Source organism: Rhodococcus sp. T2V, assembly GCF_029269925.1.
Lineage (GTDB): Bacteria > Actinomycetota > Actinomycetes > Mycobacteriales > Mycobacteriaceae > Rhodococcus_F > Rhodococcus_F koreensis.
This window is the reverse complement of the sequence record NZ_JARJBD010000001.1, coordinates 363,536-384,643: the sequence shown is the minus strand read 5'-3', so window position 1 is coordinate 384,643 and position 21,108 is coordinate 363,536. Positions and strand designations below refer to the sequence as shown.

General features: G+C 66.6%; 19 protein-coding genes. 6 read left to right on the top strand and 13 right to left on the bottom strand.

Features of this window, described 5'->3' with window-relative positions:
- Positions 1 to 49: 49 nt before the first annotated feature.
- The 12 genes from P3H15_RS01690 to P3H15_RS01635 all read right to left on the bottom strand — a co-directional run bounded on the left by P3H15_RS01690 (position 50) and on the right by P3H15_RS01635 (position 14,127).
- Positions 50 to 2,485 (bottom strand): glycosyl hydrolase, encoded by a 2,436-nt coding sequence (locus P3H15_RS01690; protein ID WP_276135657.1) that lies wholly within the window; start codon positions 2,483 to 2,485, stop codon positions 50 to 52.
- A 32-nt stretch (positions 2,486 to 2,517) separates the two neighbouring features.
- The gene (locus P3H15_RS01685) at positions 2,518 to 3,483 is read right to left on the bottom strand and encodes a DUF1839 family protein (protein WP_276135656.1); all 966 of its coding nucleotides are present in this window, start codon (positions 3,481 to 3,483) and stop codon (positions 2,518 to 2,520) included.
- Complete coding sequence (locus tag P3H15_RS01680) at positions 3,480 to 4,430, bottom strand: amino acid--[acyl-carrier-protein] ligase (protein WP_276135655.1); 951 nt, start codon at positions 4,428 to 4,430, stop codon at positions 3,480 to 3,482. Before P3H15_RS01680 ends, P3H15_RS01685 begins: the two co-directional genes overlap by 4 nt.
- Positions 4,427 to 5,632, bottom strand: a complete 1,206-nt coding sequence (locus P3H15_RS01675; protein ID WP_276135654.1) for an acyl-CoA dehydrogenase family protein — start codon at positions 5,630 to 5,632, stop codon at positions 4,427 to 4,429. Before P3H15_RS01675 ends, P3H15_RS01680 begins: the two co-directional genes overlap by 4 nt.
- On the bottom strand, positions 5,629 to 5,871 hold the full coding sequence (locus P3H15_RS01670; RefSeq protein ID WP_015889559.1) for an acyl carrier protein: 243 nt from the start codon (positions 5,869 to 5,871) through the stop codon (positions 5,629 to 5,631). Before P3H15_RS01670 ends, P3H15_RS01675 begins: the two co-directional genes overlap by 4 nt.
- A complete protein-coding gene (gene acpS / locus P3H15_RS01665) occupies positions 5,868 to 6,305 on the bottom strand; it encodes a holo-ACP synthase (protein ID WP_276135653.1) in 438 nt (145 codons plus the stop codon). Before acpS ends, P3H15_RS01670 begins: the two co-directional genes overlap by 4 nt.
- Positions 6,306 to 6,564: 259 nt before the next feature.
- A complete protein-coding gene (locus P3H15_RS01660; RefSeq protein WP_276135652.1) occupies positions 6,565 to 7,995 on the bottom strand; it encodes a sugar transferase in 1,431 nt (476 codons plus the stop codon).
- A gap of 297 nt (positions 7,996 to 8,292) precedes the next feature.
- On the bottom strand, positions 8,293 to 10,137 hold the full coding sequence (locus tag P3H15_RS01655; protein ID WP_276135651.1) for a bifunctional diguanylate cyclase/phosphodiesterase: 1,845 nt from the start codon (positions 10,135 to 10,137) through the stop codon (positions 8,293 to 8,295).
- 14 nt (positions 10,138 to 10,151) lie between these two features.
- Positions 10,152 to 12,275 carry an Rv1355c family protein gene (locus P3H15_RS01650; protein WP_276135650.1) on the bottom strand — a complete coding sequence of 708 codons (2,124 nt, stop codon included), beginning with the start codon at positions 12,273 to 12,275 and terminating at the stop codon, positions 10,152 to 10,154.
- Positions 12,272 to 13,048 (bottom strand): hypothetical protein, encoded by a 777-nt coding sequence (locus P3H15_RS01645; protein WP_276135649.1) that lies wholly within the window; start codon positions 13,046 to 13,048, stop codon positions 12,272 to 12,274. The genes P3H15_RS01650 and P3H15_RS01645 overlap by 4 nt, the downstream gene beginning before the upstream one ends.
- Positions 13,049 to 13,240: 192 nt before the next feature.
- The gene (locus tag P3H15_RS01640; protein ID WP_276135648.1) at positions 13,241 to 13,666 is read right to left on the bottom strand and encodes a hypothetical protein; all 426 of its coding nucleotides are present in this window, start codon (positions 13,664 to 13,666) and stop codon (positions 13,241 to 13,243) included.
- Entirely contained in the window at positions 13,663 to 14,127 is a 465-nt protein-coding gene (locus P3H15_RS01635; RefSeq protein ID WP_276135647.1) for a GyrI-like domain-containing protein, read from the bottom strand. The genes P3H15_RS01640 and P3H15_RS01635 overlap by 4 nt, the downstream gene beginning before the upstream one ends.
- A 346-nt stretch (positions 14,128 to 14,473) precedes the next feature.
- Between P3H15_RS01635 and P3H15_RS01630 the strand changes: the two genes are divergently transcribed.
- Genes P3H15_RS01630 through P3H15_RS01615 form a run of 4 tightly spaced genes read left to right on the top strand, consistent with a single transcriptional unit; the run spans position 14,474 to position 18,214 of the window.
- On the top strand, positions 14,474 to 15,733 hold the full coding sequence (locus P3H15_RS01630) for a class I SAM-dependent methyltransferase (protein ID WP_276135646.1): 1,260 nt from the start codon (positions 14,474 to 14,476) through the stop codon (positions 15,731 to 15,733).
- A complete protein-coding gene (locus tag P3H15_RS01625) occupies positions 15,730 to 16,518 on the top strand; it encodes a glucose-1-phosphate cytidylyltransferase (RefSeq protein ID WP_276135645.1) in 789 nt (262 codons plus the stop codon). Before P3H15_RS01630 ends, P3H15_RS01625 begins: the two co-directional genes overlap by 4 nt.
- Positions 16,519 to 16,521: 3 nt before the next feature.
- Positions 16,522 to 17,172, top strand: coding sequence for a PIG-L deacetylase family protein (locus tag P3H15_RS01620; RefSeq protein WP_276135644.1), 651 nt, complete (start codon positions 16,522 to 16,524; stop codon positions 17,170 to 17,172).
- 1 nt (position 17,173) lies between these two features.
- Positions 17,174 to 18,214: an NAD(P)-dependent oxidoreductase gene (locus tag P3H15_RS01615; RefSeq protein ID WP_276135643.1), complete on the top strand. Its 1,041-nt coding sequence runs from the start codon at positions 17,174 to 17,176 to the stop codon at positions 18,212 to 18,214.
- Between the two features lie 19 nt (positions 18,215 to 18,233).
- Here the strand turns inward: P3H15_RS01615 and P3H15_RS01610 are convergent, their stop codons facing one another.
- Positions 18,234 to 18,800, bottom strand: a complete 567-nt coding sequence (locus P3H15_RS01610; RefSeq protein WP_276135642.1) for a dTDP-4-dehydrorhamnose 3,5-epimerase family protein — start codon at positions 18,798 to 18,800, stop codon at positions 18,234 to 18,236.
- Positions 18,801 to 18,862: 62 nt separating this feature from the next.
- On the opposite strand from P3H15_RS01610, the gene P3H15_RS01605 reads away from it, so the two are divergent.
- Both P3H15_RS01605 and galE read left to right on the top strand, forming a co-directional pair.
- Positions 18,863 to 20,047 (top strand): methyltransferase domain-containing protein, encoded by a 1,185-nt coding sequence (locus P3H15_RS01605; RefSeq protein WP_276135641.1) that lies wholly within the window; start codon positions 18,863 to 18,865, stop codon positions 20,045 to 20,047.
- Complete coding sequence (gene galE, locus P3H15_RS01600; protein WP_276135640.1) at positions 20,044 to 21,039, top strand: UDP-glucose 4-epimerase GalE; 996 nt, start codon at positions 20,044 to 20,046, stop codon at positions 21,037 to 21,039. The genes P3H15_RS01605 and galE overlap by 4 nt, the downstream gene beginning before the upstream one ends.
- Positions 21,040 to 21,108 lie beyond the last annotated feature (69 nt).

The following is a 21,108-nucleotide window of genomic DNA, read 5'->3' as shown; positions in this document are numbered from 1 at the left end:
GACTGAGCCAGCCTAGTCGATATCGCACATCGACGAACCGGGGTCCGGATCAGGTCGCGGCCCGCACCACCGGGGCGACGCTCACCGAGTTCAGCGCCCGCACCTGCCCGGTCACCGACTCCGCCGTTCCGGTCCTGCGCACCGGCACGATCCGGGTGCCGCCGGGCGGCAGATGGAACCAGGAGTCGGCGGGTTCGAATCCGCCGAGTTCGAGGTGGACGTACTGCGCAGCGCCGTCGGTGGCGACGTCGACCACCCAGTCGCCGGGCGCGGTTTCCCGCGCCGCCGCCGTCAGGCCGACGGTGCGTTCGAGTGCACGAGCGGCGCCGCCGAAGAGGTGAACGGACTCGGCGACGACACGCCCCTCGCCCGACAGCGTGACGGTCGCGCTCTCGTAGCCGCGGACCCCGAACCGATGGACGTGTGTCGCGTCGGTGAAGCGACCGAGCAGCGCGTCGAGCGACCACCGGCGGGCCGCGTGCGCGGCGACGGTCACCGGTTCGGTGACGTCGAACACGCGCGAACCCGTGCGGGTGTGCACCTGGACCCGCAACTCCCCCACGATCGCGCGGGCCGAGTCGTTGACCGCGTCGATGCGCAGTCCGTCCATCCCGTCCTCGCCGAGGAGCACCGCGACCGGCCGGGACAGCCGCCGCATCACGAACCACGGCGCCTTCGGCCTGCCGTCGGAGTCGAGCAGTCCCCATCCGGCGCCGGGTTCGAGATCGCGGAGCGCGAGCACCAGAGCGCCGTCGCATCCCGAGTCGGGCCGACGCCAGTATCCGAGTGCCGCCTCGAAGGCCTCGCAGACGGCGGCGCGACCGAGGGCCAGGTACCGCTCGGGATCGGACCAGCGGACCGTCGACGGCTCCTCACCGAACAGTGTCCGCACGTAGTGATCGCGGACGTCCTCGAAGTCCCAGGACGCCCCGTTGTCCCGGGGCACGGCGGCCTTCCACCGCGGGTGGTGGCCCGCAGCGGCGAGGCTGCCGAACTCGGTCTCGATTTTCGCGTCCGACGGCGGGATCGAGAACGCGAGGCATTCGGCGGCGAACCGCACCCCGGCCTGGCGGACGTCGGACGGCGGAAGCCGATAACCGCCGACGCCGAAGTAGTGCGCGACACCCGTTCCGACGTGGGTCGCGAGCGCGTCGCCTCCCGGCGGCGGGGACGGCGACGACGACACCGTCGCCACCCCCGGCGCGGTCCGCGCGACCACCGCCGGGATCACGTCGTGTACCGCCGGGATGTGCGCCGCGGGGAGCCCGAGCATCGTGGGTTGCTGTTCGGTTTCGCTGCCGCCGCTGAACACGGCGAGCGCGGGGTTACCGGACAGCGGCCGCAGCACCGCCTCGATCTCCGCGGTCAGCAGTTCCAGGAACGGCTGGTCGTCGGGCGGGTCGAACGTCGACAGCATGGCGTCCTGCCATACCAGAACGCCGAGTTCGGCACAGTCGTCCCAGAATGCGGAGTCCTCGTACAGCATCGTGCCCGGCACCCGGACCATGTTGAGCCCGGCCTCGACCACCCGCTCGAGGGTCTCCCGCGTCGGTGACCGGCCCGCCAGCCCGATCGGATCGACCGGGGTCCAGACGGCGCCGCGGCAGTACACGTCGACGCCGTTGACCGCCAGCCGGAACCCGCCGTCGCCGCGCGCCACGCTCACGGTGCGGAATCCGACGGCGCCCAGGTCGACGACGTGCTCGCCGAGGGTGATGCTCAGCGGATACGTCACCGGGACGCCGTGGGTGTGGGGCCACCACAACCGGACGTCGGGGATGCGCAGGTGGGCGCGCACGTCCTGCGCGCCGGAGCCGGTTTCGACGACGGTCGCCTCCGCGGAGACGTCGCCGAGCCGGACGACGGGCGGCGGGCAGGCCGAGCCGTGCACGCGCACGGCAAGATCCAGCACGCCCGCCCCGTCCTGCACTGCGGTGACCACGTGACGGTCCGACAGCACCGGCGCCGTGCGGTCGTGCAGTCGCACCGGCCGCCACGGCCCGACCGGGGCGGGCACGCCGCCGAAGACCGGAGCGCGACCGAGCAGGCTCGTACGCATCCAGCGCAGCCCCTGCGCACTCACCAGCGACGACCGCCAGCGTCCGCGGGGCCGCCGGCTGCGCAGCGCCGCGTCGAGCGACGGGAATCGGATCGCCAGCGTGACCGTGCCGGGGCGGGAGTCCACTTCGACCGAGGCCGGCACGAACATCGACTCCGAGGACAGGACGAGGTCGTCGCCGGCCCACACCTCCGCGTGCGAGGCCAGGCCGTCGAACTCGAGCCGCCACGGACCCGGGCCGCCGCCGGACACGTCGGTGACGAACCACCAGTCCACCGCATCGGTCTGCACCGCGCGCGCCGCCGCGACGCCGTCGGCCGCCCGGATCGCGCCGGCCGCGGTACCCGGAACCTGCGCGGGATACCACGGACCCGGCACCCAAGCCAATCCCGACGGATCGGTGACCGAACCCGGTTCCGTTGCCACGCAACGCCACCGGGCACCGTCGAGAAGATCCACTACGCGTGTCCGACCACGCGCGCCACGCCGTCCACCGACCGTTCCCACGCCTCGGCCATGCCGTCGAGTTGCGCTGACGGGTCGACGCTGCGTCCGCGAGCGGCGCGCGCCATCTGGAACTGCACACTCTTCGCGCCCCGCGCCACCTCCCGGAAGCCGGGAGCGAACGCCGCGGCCCCCGCGAACCCGTTGCGCTCGAGGTGCTCGCAGACGTCGGCGGCGAGTTCCGCGGTGGCACCGCACTGCCGCAACACCCCGAACGTCCACAGGTGAAACGTGTCGATGCCCGCGCCGCGGATCCAGGGCACGTCGGCGACCACCCGCTCAGCGAGAGCGCGCACCGGATTTCCGTCCGGTCGCGTCGCGAGATGATGCCGCAGCACCGCGTCGAAGCGGCCCGGCCGGTATTCCGGCTCCCCGTCGAACCGGACCTGCTCGACGTACGGCGTGAACGTCACCGATCCGGCGAGGTCGAGTCCGAACAGCCCTCGAAAGTCTTCCCCGGTCAGCCGATGATACCCACTGTTGTGGAAGTACTCGAGCACACCGGACTCGCGGTCGACGAAGTTCGCGACGATCGTGGTCTTGGTGTGGCTCTCGCGGTAGCCGGTGCCTGCCGTGTCCGGGAGCCAGTGCGCATCCACCTCGACGGTCGACAACATCCCGACTGCGAGATTGTCCTCCACATGGTCGAGGACACCTCGCCAGACATTCATCTCCCCCACGTCGATCCCGTACAGGGCGAACAGATCCTCGGCCTTGAACTTCAGGAACGTCCACTGCGATCCGTCGAAGCGGGCGCCGAATGCGCACGCGGCGGCGGGCACCGGATCGAGCCCGAGCGAGTGGAGTACCTCCACCCACAGGTCGAGGTAGCAGTTGGTCTCGGTCCAGGTCCGTTCGTCCGCGTGGATGGGGTGCGGTTCGTAGCCGTCCGGCGAGATGTCGATCAGCCGGGACGTCACAGCGACATCCGGGATTTCACCGCGCTCGGCCAGCGCGACGGGTCCATGCCGTGGGTCCGCAGCATCGCGAGCGCGATGCGTTCCATCCCGAACCCCACACACGCACTGTGCGCGACACCGCCGTCCGCGGTGGCGATGTCGAACGTGACACCGAAATGGTCCTGATGGCAGTTGCACGACACGACGGCGGTCCCGTCGTCGAGATCGCCGTACAGGCGCACCGTCAGCTCGGTCTTGAGGTTCTCGTCGCGCTGGTTGGCGGCCAGCATGCGTCCGGCCCTGCCGAAGAACGGGTCGTTGGCGACCACCGGGGTGGCGTCCAGCCACAGGTCGGACAGCACCTCCAGTCCGCGCTCGATCCACGAGTCACGGTGGTTCGCAGCCTGGTCCGCGGTGCCGATCCGCACGAACTCGTGCATCCGGAACGCCTGCATGCGGGCGGGATCGAACGCGGGCTCGTGCCGGAAGCAGTAGCCGTACACGTCGAGCAGCGCACCGCCGTCCGGCAGCACTCCCGTAAACATCGGGTACGCGGGGTGGCAGGCCGCCGACACCAGCATGGTGTCGGTCGGCTCGAGCCACCTGTCCCAGCTCTCGCCCTCGGCCCGCGCCGCGAGGAGTTGCGCGTGCTCGGCGTTGGTGCCGGTGAACGTGTTGACGGCACCGGTCAGATTCGGGAACGACGCGATGTAGTCGGTACGCTCGAAACTGGTGCGCGGGAACACCGGCGGAAACCGGAATCGGGCCGCGGACGCGCCCGGGCCCGCTGCCCGCACGACGGCGTCGATGCCGTCGACGATGTCCTCGAACAACCCCGACCGTCCGTAGAGGCCGGCGACAGACGTGTCCACCAGGAGCCCGGCTCCCAGCAGTTCCGCCCGGAACGCGCGGCGGGCGCGCTCGAGTTCGCTCGTCTCTTCCTGCTCCACTGCGATATCCGTGCTCATATCGTCCCCCGGTATGCGGTGGCCATCTGCGCCGAGTTGGCCATGATTCGATCGTTGTTGACCATCACGGCCGCACCGTGCGCATCACGCAGGTGCCGGCCGAGCGAGTACTCCGTGTCTTCGCGGTAGCCGGCGATCCCGCAGATCAGCAGGGCCCTGCCGACGAGGTCGACGGCCAGGGTCGACGCCGTGACCTTGAGGTTGTTCATCGCCAGCGAATAGCCGACGCCACACGCGACTTCGGCCTCCGGCGAACCGGCCGGAGCCGCGTCGGCGTCGTCGAACCGTCCGGCCGCCGCGAACACGACGTCCGCGAACTGCTGATGCACAGCGGCTGCCTCGGCGAGGCGCAGGGCGGCGGGCGAGGCTGTGCCCGGCTGCTTACGCGCGGCTACCCGCACGTACCGGCGTGCCTTCTCCACCGCGGCGTCGGCGATGCCGAGCCACACCGCCGGCCACACCGAGTGCGATACCGGGAGCATGGTCGTCGCGGAGATCTCCGAGTAGGGGTCGGCGAAGACGAGATCCGGGCTGGTGGTGGCCCGCAGCACGAACCCGGGACTGCAGGTTCCGCGCAGCCCCAGCGTGTTCCAGTCACCGGTGCGCTCGAGCGTCACGTCGGCACGCCGGCAGATGACGAGCACCTGGTCGCTCGGCGGGCTGTCGGGGGTGCGCCTCGCGGTCGCGAGGATCGCGTCGGCGTACTCGCCGTACGAGATGACCGGGGCGTTCTTGACCAGCGACACCACGCCACCGGACCGCTCCACCGCGCAGGTGCTGCGGCGGACGTCGCCGCCGATGCCCAGTTCCGTCGTCGCCGACGCCAGCAGGTACTGACCGGCGACCGCGTCGCGAAGGAAACCGGCGACGCCATCGCCACCCGGATGCCGTACGAGCGAGAGGATCTGGGTTTGGTGCATCGCGAAGATCATCGCGGTCGCGGCGCACTGGCGGCCCAGAGTCCGGGCGATCGTGCACAGTTCCCGAAGTGTCGCACCTTCCCCACCCAGTTCCGGAGGGACGGCACACGAGAGCAGACGCTGGTCCCGGAGCGCATCCACGGCCTCCTGCGGAAAGCGCGCGTCACGATCGACGTCGACGGCCCACCGCGCGGCCACCTCGGCCACACTCGCGGCCCGCGCCGACGGTCCGGAAACCGGGGCGGACCCGATCCCCGTGTCACCCGCGAGGGCGATGCTCATGCCACGCCGAGTTCGACGAGCGCGCCCCGGATGGAGTCGACGCTCGCGAACGTGCTCTTGCGCAGCAACTCGTCGGGGAATTCGATGTCGAACGAATCCTCCAGCGCCAGCATGACGTTGACGCTCGCGTGGGATGTCAGACCGAGTTCGTAGAGATCGGCGCCGACGGCGATGCTCGCGGCGTCGACGGACAGCCGGGCGTGGTCGCCGAGAACCTTGCGGATGGTGTGCTCGCTCATGGGTGGCGTTCTCCTTCGTGATCGGGGGGCGTGCCCAGCCGGGACGCGGTGACCATCGCGATCGCGACGTCGGCCTCGTGCGAGATCGAGACGTCGAACCCGCCGAGCCCCTGCCGCTCGGCGAGTGCCGATGCGTTGCCGGACAGTCGCACTCCGCATCCGCCCCAACTCTCGCGCCGGATCTCGATGGTGTGCCACGGCAGGGCGACATCCCCTGGCCGCAACACCTTGACCACGGCTTCCTTGGCCGCGAATCGGGCGGCCAGCCGTTGGACCCGCGCAGGTCCTGCGCAGGTTTCCAATTCGTGGGGTGTGAAGATTCTGCTCAGATAGCGGTCGCCGAAGCGCTCGACACTGCTTCGCACGTGCCCGACCGTCATCACGTCGCACCCGATGCGGGACTCGGGGATCGGCGACACCGAACCACCAGACATCGATCCCCCTGCTCCAGTCTTCGACAGTCCCACGTTTCGTGCGGGAAGCCACTCTCAGCGACTCTCCAGCAAACCCTTCGAGAAGTTACCGCACTTTGCCAAATAAAGACAAGAGGTCCTTCGGTGTGGGCATAAACATACCCTGAGTCTGTAACGCTGTCTCCTCGAAGCCGATGATGTCCGTGGGTTGTCCGCAGTCTCGCCAGACGACCGCCCTACCGCCTCGCACGCCCATGACCGGCGCCGGACCGACACACCCTCAGTACGCGCCTTCCGGTCGCAGCACAGCGCGAACGGTCTTCCAGAGGATCAGCAAATCCAGCGTGAAGCTCCAGTTCTCGACGTAGTGCAGGTCGGTGCGCACCGACTCCTCCCAGCTGAGGTTGCTCCGGCCACTCACCTGCCACAGTCCGGTGAGCCCCGGTTTGACGAACAGCCGACGCCGCGCGCCGTCGTCGCCGTAACGCGCTACCTCGCATTCCAACGGCGGCCGCGGACCTACCAGCGACATACTGCCCGATACGACATTGAACAACTGCGGCAGCTCGTCGAGCGAGTAGCGGCGAATGAACCTGCCGATCCGGGTGACCCGAGGGTCGTCGTGCATCTTGAACATGACGCCTGCGCCCTCGTCGAACGCCGCGAGCTCACGGATTCGAGCTTCCGCATCCACCACCATGCTGCGGAACTTGTACATCGTGAACACCTCGCCGTCCCGTCCGACGCGAGTCTGCTTGAACAACGCCGGACCACGACTGCTGGCGCGGATCGCCCCGCCGATGACGAGAAGAACGGGCGCGATCGCGATGACGATGACGAGAGCGAAGATCCGATCGAAGACATTCTTGATCACCCACGCCGGGCCCGAGTATGTCGGCGCACTCAACTGCATCAACGGGACTCCCGCGACGGGGGCGATGTGCAAGCGCGGACCGACGACATCCATGAGCACGGGCGCGATCAGCAGATCGGTACCGGTACCCTCCAACTCCCAGCTCAACCGCTCGGTGCGAGCGGGGGTCCAGCCGCTCGAGGGGAGAACCGCGATCGCTTGAAAAGAATGGAGCCTGGTGATGCCGACGATGTCCTTCTCCGTGCCGATCACAGGAGTGTCGTCGATGGCGAGCGGAAGCTGTTCACCCGGTCTCACGTCGGCCAGGCAGATGGCGTCCACGCGCCACCCCGCCTGCGAGATGTCCGGCGTGCGCTTGATCAATTCGAGCACTTCGTCGACGTCGCCGGCGACGAGGACGGATCGCAGATAGCCTCCCGATCTCCGGCGCCTGCGCAGTGCCCGCCTCAGCACGTAGCGTCCGAGCACCGACAGCGCCGCCGCGAGCGGAAGAGCGCCGAACACCCACGAGTGGCCGTTCGCCGTACCCAGGGCGTACCCGGCGACGGCCATCACCGCGATCACCCACACGTACGCCCGTCCCACTCTGCGAAACTCCTCGGCTCCGCTGCCGAGAATGCGCGGATCCCACGCATGCGCCAACGCCAGGGACAGCATCGTCAGGACCGGAACCGCGACCGCGACCGCGAGGCTCCCGGCCCACGTCCAGAGAGGGATTTGGCGGTAGACGACCGTGACGAAGAGGTCGGCAGCGACGACGCTGACCAGATCGCTGCCCATCGCGGCCTGAGAGTACGTGCGCTCCCAGGACGGCCGCGGCGAGGGGGGTTCGGGCACGGAACGACCGGGAATGGTCGGGACCCCCGCCCCCCTGCGGCCATGTGCGCATTGGGATCTGATGAGAAGTTGCGTCCGCTCGGACACGCTCAGCGTCTCGAAATCGCTTCCACATTCGCACATTGGTCAAACCCATGCTCGGTACCCGCCCGCCACCGCAACGATCTGATCGCGCCGTGGAGTTGATTACTACCTCCAAAACATACTCCAGGTCTGTTATAGCTGCAATCAAATGTCTTCAATTATTGTATTCCTAGCAAACCGAACTTTCGGTACGGTTAGGTGTCAGGCAGAAGGCTACAGCCCGACCTCAATTGCGCCTGCGGCCAGCAGCTTGCCGACCTTCTCCGCCGAGACCGGGCGGCTGAACAGGAATCCTTGGGCCCGATGACATCCCATTTCCAGAAGTTGCCGGGCCGACTCCACGTTCTCGACGCCCTCCGCCACCAATTCCAGGCCGAACGACTCGGCGAGGCCGATGATCGACTTCACGATCGCCCGATCCTCCGGATTGGTATCCAGGTTCATCACGAAACCCTTGTCGATTTTCAACGTCCCCACCGGCAGTGCCTTGAGGTGGCTGAGGGAGCTGTACCCGGTGCCGAAGTCGTCGATCGCGACCTCCACGTCCATTGCATGCAGCCCTTCGAGCGCTTCACGCGTCCAGGTGAGGTCACTGAGCACCGCGTTCTCCGTAATCTCCAGACACAGTGCGCCCTTGCGAAGGTCGAACTCCGTCAACGCGTTCGCGACGACGTCGAGAAAGTCCAGACCGGCCAACTGTCCCGGTGAGACGTTGACGCGGAGATCCAGATCCAGCTCGGGCGCCTGCGACCGCCAGTCGGCCCACTGCCGGCAGGCCTTCCGGATGACCCAGCGCCCGAGTTCGCCCGCAACGTTCGTCGCCTCGGCGACGTCGATGAACGAGCCCGGCTGCAGCAGCCCGAGCAACGGATGATTCCACCGCACCAAGGCCTCCACCCCGATGATCCGGCCGGTCCGCAGGTCGACCTCGGGCTGGTACTCGAGAAACAGCGACTCGTCCGCGATGGCCGCACGCAGACTGAGCTCGATCATGTTGCGCTTCTCGCTCTCCTCCTGCATCTCGTCGGTGAAGACGCTGATCGCGTTACCGCCCTTGGTCTTCGCAACCATGACGGCCTGGTCGGCCTGGCTGAGGAGCGAACTCGTCGTGGCCTTGCCCGGACGCCCCGCCGCGACCCCGATGCTGACACTGCGGCTGACCACCTCGCGGCCGAGACGCACCCGTTCGGTCACGACGTCGCGGATGTGCTCCGCCCGCCTCTCCGCCTCCTCGAGACACACCGATCCTCCGAGCACGAGCACGAATTCGTCGCCGCCCAGCCTCGAGACGAGGTCGTCGGCCTCGCTGGTCGATCTGAGCCGGTCCGCGATCGTCGAGATGAACCCGTCGCCCGCCCCGTGCCCGAAGAAATCGTTGAGGGGTTTCAGGCGGTCCAGGTCCAAGAACAGAATGGCGACCGGCCCGGGTTCGGTCGACGCCAGGCGGGTGTCCAGGTGGTGGTAGAGGGCGCGCCGGTTGCTGAGTCCGGTGAGGGAATCGTGATCGGCCGAGTAGCGCAATTGCTCCTCTACGACGATGCGGGCCTGGACCTGGGCGAGCAGGGCGGCGATCGCCTTGAGGACGTCGAGCTCCGGCGGCGTCCAGTCACGGTCGCCGAACTTGATGAATCCGAGCGTGCCCGTCGTCGTCTCGCCGGACAGCAGCGGAACGGCGGCGAGTGACACCTGCGGCACCCCCGACGCCTCGCGGACCCGTTCGTTGTAATCCGGACCGGACACCTCCGGACGGAAGATGGCGACTTCCTTCTGGTGCTCGATCTGAGCGAACGTCGGATCGGCATCCTTGAAGTAGACGACGCCGAGTGGGTCGGGGTCGGGGATGAAGGGCCGAAGAGGGTATTCCGCGACCAGGACCGTAGCCGCGATCTCGTGGTCGGTGAACCGGAGAAAACTGGTGTCGACCTCGAAGTGTTCCACGAGATCCTGCAGCACGCGGGTGGCCACGGCCTTGAACGAGACCGCGTCGACAGGCGTGAGCCGGGACGCCACGGTTGTCACCAGGGTCTCGAGCTTTTCGGTTTGCTTCTCGGTGTTCACGGGCCCTCCTCTCGTTACGATATCCGCCTTCGCACCCGGTCGGCGCGGCGCTCGCTCCGAACCGACGGGCCCGGCGCATGGCTGAGCCGTAGCACCATGGCGAGCGCCTCACCAGCCTTCGCTCCGACGACGTCGAACAATTCTTCCCGCAGCCTCTCCAATGGTGCCGCATACTGCGGTGAGAGTTGTTCGAGTTCCGCACTTTCCACACCGTAGAGAAACACCGGCGAAATCGGCTGGACGGCGAGGCCGAGCGCCTGCGCGTGGATCCACACACTTTCGGTCGCCTCACCGCCGCGCACATAGTCCCGTGAGGTACTGCCCGGAACCGCGACGACCGCGACAGCCGAGCTCGAGGCGATCCGGTCCGCGGTGGACTTGCCCAGCGCCTGTCCCGCGTCCTGTGCGCCGAGTCGTTCCATGACCTCGGGGCTCCGCAACAGCGCGAGCGTCGACAGTTCCGCCGAGTCGAGTTCCATCGCGCGCACGTCGATGCCGGTGTCGATCGAATCCCGGGGTGGCCACCGCAACTCGCCGATCATCTCGCGGTGCAGGGTGGGTGTGAGGAAACGGATACGGTCCGACTCCGCCAGAATGGCGCCGATCGCCGCGATGTCGTCCCGGTCGGTGACCAGGCAGAGGCGGGCGCCTTCGCGAGCCGCGGCCTCGGCGAGAAGGCCGGCCTGCGAATCGTCCAACGGCCGGGGGACGCCCAGCCTGCGGTTGGTGGTCCGGTCGAGCATGTGCTGGTAGCGGTCGCTGAGTTCCCGGTCGTTCCCGCTGCCGAACGTCATCGAGGCGACGGGAAGCCCCGAACCGCGGTCGTGGACCGTCACCGCGCCGAGAAGCCCGGCGGCGGACGCGGCGATCCGGGCGTTGTGCAGCGCGGCGCCGACCGCGACACAACTGCCGCGGTACCCGACGTCCATGGCCGTCGTGTGCTCCGGGGCCAGGGAGATGGTCAGTCCCGCGTCGTCCGCCGCGATCGTCCACGGCTGGACGTTGCCGCCGGAAGGCGCGCGGGCCGCGGCATTCACGACGGCGTCGACAGCGTCCTGCGGCGGGGCCGCGGCCCCGTTCACCGGCTGCTCCGGCAGAGGTTGCGGCAGCGGTGGATCGGCGAGGGCATCGAGATGATCGTCCAGATCCATCCGGCAGCGACCCGACGCGAGCGGCTGCCCGAGCCCGATGCGCCGCACCGCCGCCGCGACCTCCGCCCCGCCGAGCAGCACTTCGCCCCCGAGCTGAGGCCACGTGGTGATGGTTTCGTCCACCTCCACCAACGACGCCGCCATCGTTGCCGACAACTGTCCGGCGTCGAGAATCTGCAACACGAGTGGAATCTTGTCCCGCGAGCCGAGCCCCGCCAGCGATTCCACGTCGACGTCACCGATCACTCCGTGGAACAAGGGCCGGTCGGGTTCGACGTCGAAACGCTCGACGTCCAGCAGACCCCGGTCACTGGTCGCCATCAGCACCGGCAATCCCCTGCGCCGGGCCTCCCGCCGCAGGGACACCTTGACGTCGAGGGAGTCGCATTCGTCGATCACCACGTCCGTGCCGTCCAAGAAGTCGGCGACCGATTCGACGTCGACACCGTCCTTCCATAACGTCACTGTGACGTAGGGATCGATCTCCGCGACACGGCGGGCGGCGACCACCGCCTTGTTCACGCCGAGGTCCAGAACGGTGCCGGGAACCCGGTTCAGGTTGGACAGCTCGAGCGTGTCGAAGTCCGCGAGCCGCAAGCCGCCGCACGCGCCTTCCAGCGCGAGAGCCAACGCGACGGCGTGACCGACACTGAGACCGACGATCCCGACGGTGACGTCCCTGAGGCGTTCCTGCTCCCGCGCGGTGATCTTGTTCCGATTCCGGTCCAGCCGCAACAGCCGGAACGACGTAGGACCGAGCAGACGCACCACGGTCCGTCGCCACGAGTAGTACGCCCACACCGGAGCCTCATCGAGCACATCTGGGCCCGGCGCGGGAACGAGGGAACGCAGCGCGTCCCGCTGATGGTCGAGTCGATCGACGAAGACTACCGCGGGGTCGCGGCGGAGGCGGTCGAGTACCGCCGCGTCCCCGGAGTGGCCCTCGTCGAGCAGCAGTGCGGTGTACTCACCGTGTGTTTCGTTCACGAGACGCTCCGCATCGGCCGGACGACGTCTCCTCCCGTCCCCGTGGCGATGGCTGCCGACGGCGTCGGTCCGGACGTCGTGAGTAACAGTTGGGCCAGCTGCATGGATTCGGCGCGGCCCCTGCGCCTACTCCGATCCCACCACATCAGCCGTGTCTCGTAGCGTTCATCCGGATAGGGCACGGGAGCAATATGGTCGGCCACTACCCCGCCGGTGGTTCGCCACGTGTCCAAGACGTGGGATGCGGCGGTCGCGAGCATGAACTGGACGTCGAGCAGATCCATCGAGAAGGTAGCAATACGACCGAGGGCGCCGACGAGTTCACCGCGCCGGGCGGCGGTGTCCGACACCCATGCGCCCTTCGCCTCCACGACACCGAACGGCAGCCGGTCCTCGATCATCCGGCGGACGGCAGGAGCCCCGGGATCGTTTGCCCATTCCGTGATCGCATGCGCCTGACCAGCGTAAATGTACGGTCCCTGCGTGCGGACACCCGCTGCGACGGAGCCATTCGGCTCGATCGCGACGAAGAAGATCGCGGTGCTGTCGCCGTCCTGAATCAGGCGGTACTCGAGCGCCTTCTCGGCGCCGTACTTGCGATAGCCCGCTACCGCTCCCTCGAGATATGCTTCCCACAGCTCGGGCTCCTCGGAGGGCCGGGCGACGACGAAGCGACACTCCGATCGTGGATCCCACACGCTCAGTGTTTGGTCGATTAGCGTGTCTGTCGACCGTGCGTCGACCTGCGGACGCAACAGCTGTTCAACTGGCATTGGCTTTCCCATCGGAGTCGGTGCGGCAATTCCGGGGACTCACGGGTTACGTAAAGACCCCAAGAACTGGACACACGAACCCGGTCACAGCCCCGCGGCTACTTATTTTCCGCGTTTACACCGGATTTGTCACCTGAGATGCCACAAATGCGCTCGAAAACAAACTTCCGGTCGGTAATTGTCGACGCGAATTTAGGCGAGAGAAATGAACAGCTCGACGTTGCTCGGAGCGCGGAAGACCTCGATCTCCTCCGCGTAGGCGCGCTCGATGCGCCCTTCCTTCTCCGCCAGCTCGGCCTGAATCCACACGTCCTCGATCGGGTCGGACGACCGTCCGTCGGGCGTGAACTTGGCGAAGTAGCCGGCCGGGATACGCACCAGTACGTCACCGACCTCGAGCTGACCGAGGTCGGTACACCGATATCCAATCACGGCGGTCCACCCCAGATCCGGGACCGCGACATATACGGTGACCAGCTCGGCAGTGCCGCGTTGCTGGATGCGCTCGCGGGTGAACTTCATCAGATCGGTCGAATGCGCCGACGAACCGAGCTCCGTGCGCGGCAGAACGAGCCCTCCGAAGTCGGCGGACTCACGCTTGACGATCTCGAAACTCATTGCGGCCCCTGCATCGTCGCGGGTGGCACTATCGCCACATACAAATCGATCCCGAACGCGTGCGGGTAGAACTCGAAGTCGCCGGTGTAGGACCGTTCGATCTGCCGCGATTCCTCCGCATCACGAATCTGCCCCCAGAGCGCGTCGAAGAGGTCGGGGAAGGTTCCGACCGAGGAGAACTTCGCATAGGTTCCCGCAGGAATCCGTGAGACCAGGTGCCCGCGCCCGACCTGATCGATCGAAGTGCACTCGTAGCCCACGATTTGCGTGTAGTACGAGTTGATCTCGGGAGCGTGGTCGACATAGGCGGACGCCAGAGGCCTGTCCACGTTCTGCGCCAGCAGGGTGGACCACGTCTTTTCGAGATCCTTGTCGCGCGCTTTCCCCAGCGCCCTCTTCGGGCTGCGGACGGCCAGTCCGGCGACCAGCGTCTCTTTGCGTTCGACTATGACGAACGGCATCGGGCACCCTCCGATGTCATCGGCACTTCAGGCTCTCAATGGCAATTACCATTCCCCCGCAATTAATTCAGCGGATGAGATTTCACCATACCCCGTCCGGTATCCACCGGCTGCGCCATTGGTGCCGGAATCCCTGACGTGGCGAAACTAACACCCCACACGCCTTGGTTGCGCAGTTATTCAATAAACCCGGGAAACTCTTTTTCTGCCATTTAACAAACTTCAAGTTGGTTTTGAGGCTTGTGGATGGACCTCAGGTGTGGTTTATTGAGTGAAGGAGACCAGCGGTGTGACATGCCTCACAGGTTCCGTCGCGACTTCCTGGTCTGGGGAAGGGAGACGGCCCATGCGCTGCAGACTGTGCGACTCGGATCGCTTGCGCAGCATCCTGGATCTGGGTGCGACTCCGCCCTGCGAACTGTTCCTGACCGAACCGGCGCTGGACGTTCCGGAAGTCACCTATCCATTACATCTCCGCCTGTGCGAAGACTGCTTGCTTCTGCAGATTCCCGCCCTGATCACCCCGGAGGACACGTTCACCGATTACGCCTACTACTCCTCCTTCTCGGACTCCTGGGTGGAGCACGCGCGGCTGTTCGTCCTCTCGGCCGTGGACAGGCTCGGACTCGATGTCACGTCGTCGGTAGTCGAGGTGGCGAGCAACGACGGCTATCTGCTGCAACACTTCGTCGGCGCCGGCACCCGTTGCCTGGGAATCGAACCCTCGCGCAACGTCGGCGCGGTCGCCCGCGAGCGCGGGGTCCCCACTCTCACGGCATTTCTCGACGAGGACCTCGCGCTGCGCGTCCGGGCGGACCACGGCCCCGCGGACCTCGTGGTCGCGAACAACGTCTTCGCACACGTTCCCGACCTTCGGGGTTTCACTCGCGCTTTGCGCACCCTCGTCGCCGACGACGGCTGGCTGAGCATCGAGGTTCACCATGCCCTGAACCTGGTAGGGCTCGCGCAGTTCGACACGGTGTATCACGAGCACTTCCAGTACTACACGGTGCTGTCCGCGACCCGGGTACTCGCGACTGCAGGCCTCGCCGTCGTGGACGTGGAGCTGCTGGAAACGCACGGCGGATCGATACGGCTCTGGGCGCGTCCCGACACTGTCGAATGCGAGCCGACTCGTCGCGTCGCCGAGGTGCTGCGCCAAGAGGCAGCGGCCGGACTACACGACGTGGACGGCTACCTCGAGCTCGAACCGCGCGCGAGGGCCGTGCGACAGCAACTGCTCGGATTCCTCCTGGACTGCAAGGCCCAGAGCAGGACCGTCGTCGGCTACGGCGCTCCCGGCAAGGGAAACACTTTGTTGAACTACTGCGGAATTCGTCCCGACCTCCTCGAATACACGGTCGACCGGAATCCCTACAAGCATGGTCGGTACACGCCGGGCACCCGGATCCCGATACTCGATCCCCGGCAGATCGAGAAGGATCGCCCCGACGTCGTCCTCGTGCTGCCCTGGAATCTCGAGGCGGAACTGACCGAACAGCTGCGCTATATCGGCGAGTGGGGCGGAGAACTCGTCTTCCCGCTCCCCTCCCTACACACAGCGACACTTCAACCCGACAGCGCGGCAAGGAGGCTCACGACATGAAAGTTGTCCTGTTCTGTGGCGGCTACGGCATGCGGATGCGCAACGACGGTAACGACGCCATTCCGAAGCCAATGCAGATGGTCGGACCCCGGCCCCTGCTGTGGCACGTGATGCACTATTACGCCCATTTCGGGCACAAGGAATTCATCCTCTGCCTCGGCTACGGCGCCGAAGCGATCAAAGACTTCTTCCTCGACTACCGCGAAGCGGAGTCCAACGACTTCGTCCTCCACGCCAACAAGATCGAGTTGCTGCATTCCGATATCAGCGACTGGTCCATCACGTTCGTCGACACGGGTCTGGAATCAGCGATCGGTGAACGACTGCGCCGCGTGCGCCGGCATCTGGACGGCGACGAGTACTTCCTTGCGAACTATGCGGACGTCCTGACCGACGCTCCCCTCGACGACGTGGTCGCGAAGTTCCACGAATCCGGCGCCGCGGCGTCGATGCTCGTCGTCCCACCGCAGTCTTCGTTCCACTGCGTGAACGTGTCCGAGTCCGGAGAGGTCAAGGAGATCATTCCGGTCAGTCGGCTACCGATCTGGGAGAACGGGGGCTATTTCGTCCTCAGCGACGAGATCTTCGAACTTCTTCCACCAGGTGGCGATCTGGTCGCGGATGTCTGCGAAACCCTCGCAGGCGAGGGCCGACTGTTCGGATACCGCCACGACGGCTTCTGGAAGCCTGCCGATACGTTCAAGGAGCGGGCGGAACTCGACGCGAACTACGCAAAGGGGATCCATCCGTGGATGGTGTGGGAGCAACCGCAGGCGGTGTCATAGCCCATGCTCGACCTCCGCGCTCCAGGTGTCGCCGAGATCGCCGTTCTCGGTGCGCACTGCGACGACATCGCGATCGGTATGGGCGGGACGCTGCTGACTCTGGCGTCGATGTCGCCCGGACTCCGGGTGCGCGCTCTGGTGTTGTCGGGCGACGACTCCCGACGAGAGATAGAGGAACGGCACGCGCTCACCGCATTGTGCCCCGGCGCTGACATCGAACTCGATGTCCTCGACGTTCCCGACGGCCACGCGCCCGGATACTGGGAACCGATCAAGACTGCGCTCGAGGGATTCCGGCGGCGGTGCGAGCCCGACATCGTGTTCGCACCGCACCGCAAGGACGCCCACCAGGATCACCGGTTACTGGCCGAACTCGTACCGACCGTGTTTCGGGACCATCTCGTGTTGGGATACGAGATCCTCAAGTGGGAAGCGGACACCCCCCAACCCACCGTCTTCCATCCTCTGATTCGAGCGGTGGCGGAGGAGAAGGCCCGGGTTCTCCTGAAGCACTACCCATCCCAGATCGACCGCGACTGGTTCGACGAAGAAGCATTCCTCGGCGTCACCCGGTTGCGGGGTGTCCAGTGTCGGCGGATGCACGCCGAGGCCTTCGTCCTCGAGAAGGCGGCCATCCGATTCGGAAGGACCTGACATGCGAGTACTCCTCACCGGACACCGTGGCTACCTCGGCTCGGTCATGGCTCCGTATCTGCTCGCTGCCGGTCACGACGTCGTCGGGCTCGACTCGGGATTGTTCGCCGATTGCATCCTCGGACCCGGCTCTTCCGAGGTTCCGTCGATCGACGCGGATATCCGCGACGTGCAGCAGTCACATCTCGCCGGCTTCGACGCCGTGATCCATCTCGCCGCGCTGTCGAACGACCCGCTGGGTTCACTCGCCCCCGACATCACCTACGACATCAATCATCACGCGTCGGTGCGACTCGCCCACCTTGCCAAAGATTCTGGGGTGCAACGCTTCCTGTACGCTTCGACGTGCTCGGTCTACGGCTCGGCGGGCGAGGGCCTGGTGAACGAATCGGCGCCACTCCGCCCACTCACCCCATACGCGGAGAGCAAGGTGCGGGTCGAGGAAGACGTGACCGCCATCGCCGACTCGGGGTTTTCGCCGGTCTTTCTGCGAAACGCGACCGCGTTCGGGTTCTCGCCCTGTCTTCGCGCCGACATCGTCCTCAACAACCTCGTCGGCGTCGCGATGCTCACCGGCACTGTGCGTGTGCTGTCGGACGGCACGCCATGGCGTCCGCTCGTACATGCCCGCGACATCGCCACCGCATTCTGCGCCGCACTCGTCGCGCCTGTGGACGCTGTTCACTGCCGCGCCTACAACGTGGGCACGGAGACCAACAACGTCACCGTGGCGCAGATCGCGGAAGCCGCCGCGGCGGCTGTGCCCGACTCGACCGTCGCCGTCACCGGAGAGACTGGCCCGGATCCGCGGTCGTATCGAGTCGATTTCAGCGCGATCCGGACGGCGCTCGACGGATACACACCGCAGTGGACCGTCGCCGACGGCGCGGTCGAACTGTACGAGAACTATGTGCGGTGGGGGCTCACCGAAGAGCTGTTCACCACGCGGTTCACCCGGCTGGCTCACTTGCAGACGCTGCGCGCCTCGGGCAGACTCGACGAGTCACTCCGATTTCTCCGTGTCGGGGCCGGCCATGGCTGACATCGGCATCGTACGGTCTTCAGAGACACCGGAGCAGAGCCTCCCAGCTGCCCGCCGAGGCATCGCGGGTGCTCACAGCGGATACCGGGAGCGGCCACTCGATCCCGAGGCTGGGATCGTCGTAGGCCACCGCGAGATCTTCGGTGGGATCGTGGCCGCGGTCGATCCGGTAACAGACGTCGCAGTCGGTGACGGCCTGAAAACCGTGGAGGAATCCCGGTGGCACAAACAGATGCGAGAAGCTGTCGTCGTCGAGCCTGAACGCCTGTTTCCGGCCGAAGGTCGTCGACGTCCGCCGCACGTCCACGAGCACGTCGTATATCGCTCCGCGCGCACAACGCACGAGCTTGGCCTCACCGTCCCCCGATCTGCAGTGCATGCCGCGGATCACGCCGCGCACCGATCGCGACTGCGAATCCTGCACGAAGTCCGCGGCACGGACCGATCGGCCCGAGGATGGCCGACGCGCGACGGCGTCGTCGAAGATCTGCGCATCGAACGTCCGTGTGAAGAGTCCCCGCCCGTCCCTAAACGGCTCGGGAGTGAAGAGCAGGACGTCCTCGAGTTCCGTGGTTTCCACGCGCACATCACCATCGTGCCGCATCGCGACGGGCACGTCAGGAATTTCCGGAAGTCAGGGTGGCCACGATGATCTGCCGCGCATGTGCCGGATCCGACACCGTCAGGGTGCTCGATCTCGGGCAAACACCGGCGGCGGACCACTTCCCGCCGGAGTGGTCGGCGATCGACACGTGCGAGTCGGCGCATCCGCTGGCAATGGAGTTGTGCCGACGGTGCGGTCTCGCGCAACTCGCGGAGGACGACACGACGCCCGAGGAGCCACAAGGCGTCGAGCCGCTGGCGTTGCGGACACAGGCTGCCGACGCGGTCCGGACGGTCGCGATGTCAGGATTCCTCGACGGTGACACCGTACTCGAGTTCGGCAGCCCGCACGGCGGTAGCTGGCTCGGACTGCTCGCGGCGCGCGGATTCTGCCCGCCGCCCCCGGGGAGACCTGCCTCGGTCGTCCTCGACTGCTTCGGCCTCATGCACGAGGCCTGCCAGCGGTCGGCACTGCGGGAACGAGTGAACGCGACGGCAAGTGACGGTGTCCTTCTGCTCCAATTCCACTCTCTCGCTGCGATAGTCACACACCGCCAGTGGAACGCGCTGCGGCACGGTCACTATGCGTACTACTCGTTGACCGCCCTGCAGCGGATGCTCACGGACGTGGGGATGCGCGTGTCGCACGCGTGGGAGTTCGACCTCTACGGCGGCACCGTCCTGATTGCCGCGCGGCACGGAGTCCGCTCGGACACATCGCACACCGTCCGCACTATCCTTGCGACTGAACACGCCCTGGGGGTGTGCGAGCCGCGAACACTCCGGACCCTGCAGCAGGCTGCGGACGGTCACGCCGGTGCGCTGCATACCTGGCTCGCCACGATGGCCGACCGCGGGCAACGCGTCTACGCATACGGCGCGGCGTCGCGGGCTGTTGCCCTGTTCAGCCGGGCGGGCGTCGACCGACGCCTGGTGGAGGCGGTGGCAGACGCATCCTGCGCTAAACAGGGCCGGCGTATGCCGGGCACGGATCTTCGGATCATCTCCCCTGCCGAGTTAGTCTCGGCCGATCCCGATTTCGTACTCCTGACGCTCCCGGATCTGTACGCGGAGGTGCGACGAGAACTCCCCGAACTCGACGGCAGATGGGTTGTGGACATGCCACAGGAGTACTCGATGCTCACCGGAGCAGAGGAGTCCCGTCGGCAACCTGGAGTATTTAGCGCATGTGCGAAACCAACTGTGGCGCAACCCAGGAGTACGCTATGAGGATTCTGGTGACAGGTGGTGCCGGATACATCGGAGCGCACGTCGTGCGGTCACTGCAAAGCAACGGCCACGATGCGGTGGTGCTCGATGACCTCTCCACGGGTATCGGTGACCGGCTGGGTCGAGACACACCGTTGTATGTCGGATCGGTCCTCGACACAGACCTGCTGGTTCGGGTGATGCGAACGAACCACGTGCAGTGCGTAGTTCATCTCGCAGGAAAGAAGGCGGTCGCAGAGTCGGTCGCTCGGCCCCTCGCCTATTACCATGAGAACGTCGTCGGCATACTCGATCTGCTGACTGCCATGGCCTGCGCCGGCGTGAAGCGGCTCGTCTATTCGTCGAGTGCCGCCGTGTACGGAACACCGTCCGATGGCGTGGTGACAGAGAATTCACCCACGGAGCCCGAATCTCCGTACGGCTGGACCAAGCTCATGGGCGAGCGAATGATCCGCGACACCGCCGCAACATCCGAGCTCAGCTGGGCATCGCTCCGATACTTCAATGTCGCCGGCGCGGGCGACCCATGCCTGGCGGACCGCGGGGAGAGCAACCTGATACCGCGCGTCTTCCGCTCGGTTGCGGAGGGCACCCGGCCTCAGATTTTCGGCGGTGCACATCCCACTCCGGACGGAACGTGCATTCGCGACTATGTCCACGTCGCAGACCTGGCCGACGCCCACGCAGCCGTGGTCGAACGCATGGAGGTCGCGAAGCTGGCTGTCACCTATAACGTCGGGACCGGCACCGGCACAAGTGTGCTGCAGATGATGAACGCGATCCGACACGCCAGCGGAGTCGACTTTCAGTGGGATGTCACCGAACCCCGCCCGGGTGATCCGCCCCGGGTCGTAGCCAGTGCAGACCGGATCCACGCCGATCTGGATTGGTGCGTCCGTCACGACCTGGACTCGATAGTTCGGACTGCGTGGCAAGGTTGGTGTACCCGTCCGGGCGACAGGGCCCCGAGCGAGTTCGTAGCGCATGAGTGAACCGCGTTGTTCCGACCGTTGACATGTCCGCTGGTACGCGGCGGTCCCAGCAAGCCGGAGGGAAGTGAC

What these genes read in the sequence shown, in the direction of transcription:
- P3H15_RS01680 (WP_276135655.1), bottom strand. Translation starts at nt 4,430, where the DNA reads ATGAGCACGGATATCGCAGTGGAGCAGGAAGAGACGAGCGAACTCGAG.
- P3H15_RS01675 (WP_276135654.1), bottom strand. Translation starts at nt 5,632, where the DNA reads ATGAGCATCGCCCTCGCGGGTGACACGGGGATCGGGTCCGCCCCGGTT.
- P3H15_RS01670 (WP_015889559.1), bottom strand. Translation starts at nt 5,871, where the DNA reads ATGAGCGAGCACACCATCCGCAAGGTTCTCGGCGACCACGCCCGGCTG.
- acpS (WP_276135653.1), bottom strand. Translation starts at nt 6,305, where the DNA reads ATGTCTGGTGGTTCGGTGTCGCCGATCCCCGAGTCCCGCATCGGGTGC.
- P3H15_RS01645 (WP_276135649.1), bottom strand. Translation starts at nt 13,048, where the DNA reads ATGCCAGTTGAACAGCTGTTGCGTCCGCAGGTCGACGCACGGTCGACA.
- P3H15_RS01640 (WP_276135648.1), bottom strand. Translation starts at nt 13,666, where the DNA reads ATGAGTTTCGAGATCGTCAAGCGTGAGTCCGCCGACTTCGGAGGGCTC.
- P3H15_RS01635 (WP_276135647.1), bottom strand. Translation starts at nt 14,127, where the DNA reads ATGCCGTTCGTCATAGTCGAACGCAAAGAGACGCTGGTCGCCGGACTG.
- P3H15_RS01630 (WP_276135646.1), top strand. Translation starts at nt 14,474, where the DNA reads ATGCGCTGCAGACTGTGCGACTCGGATCGCTTGCGCAGCATCCTGGAT.
- P3H15_RS01625 (WP_276135645.1), top strand. Translation starts at nt 15,730, where the DNA reads ATGAAAGTTGTCCTGTTCTGTGGCGGCTACGGCATGCGGATGCGCAAC.
- P3H15_RS01620 (WP_276135644.1), top strand. Translation starts at nt 16,522, where the DNA reads ATGCTCGACCTCCGCGCTCCAGGTGTCGCCGAGATCGCCGTTCTCGGT.
- P3H15_RS01615 (WP_276135643.1), top strand. Translation starts at nt 17,174, where the DNA reads ATGCGAGTACTCCTCACCGGACACCGTGGCTACCTCGGCTCGGTCATG.
- P3H15_RS01605 (WP_276135641.1), top strand. Translation starts at nt 18,863, where the DNA reads ATGATCTGCCGCGCATGTGCCGGATCCGACACCGTCAGGGTGCTCGAT.
- galE (WP_276135640.1), top strand. Translation starts at nt 20,044, where the DNA reads ATGAGGATTCTGGTGACAGGTGGTGCCGGATACATCGGAGCGCACGTC.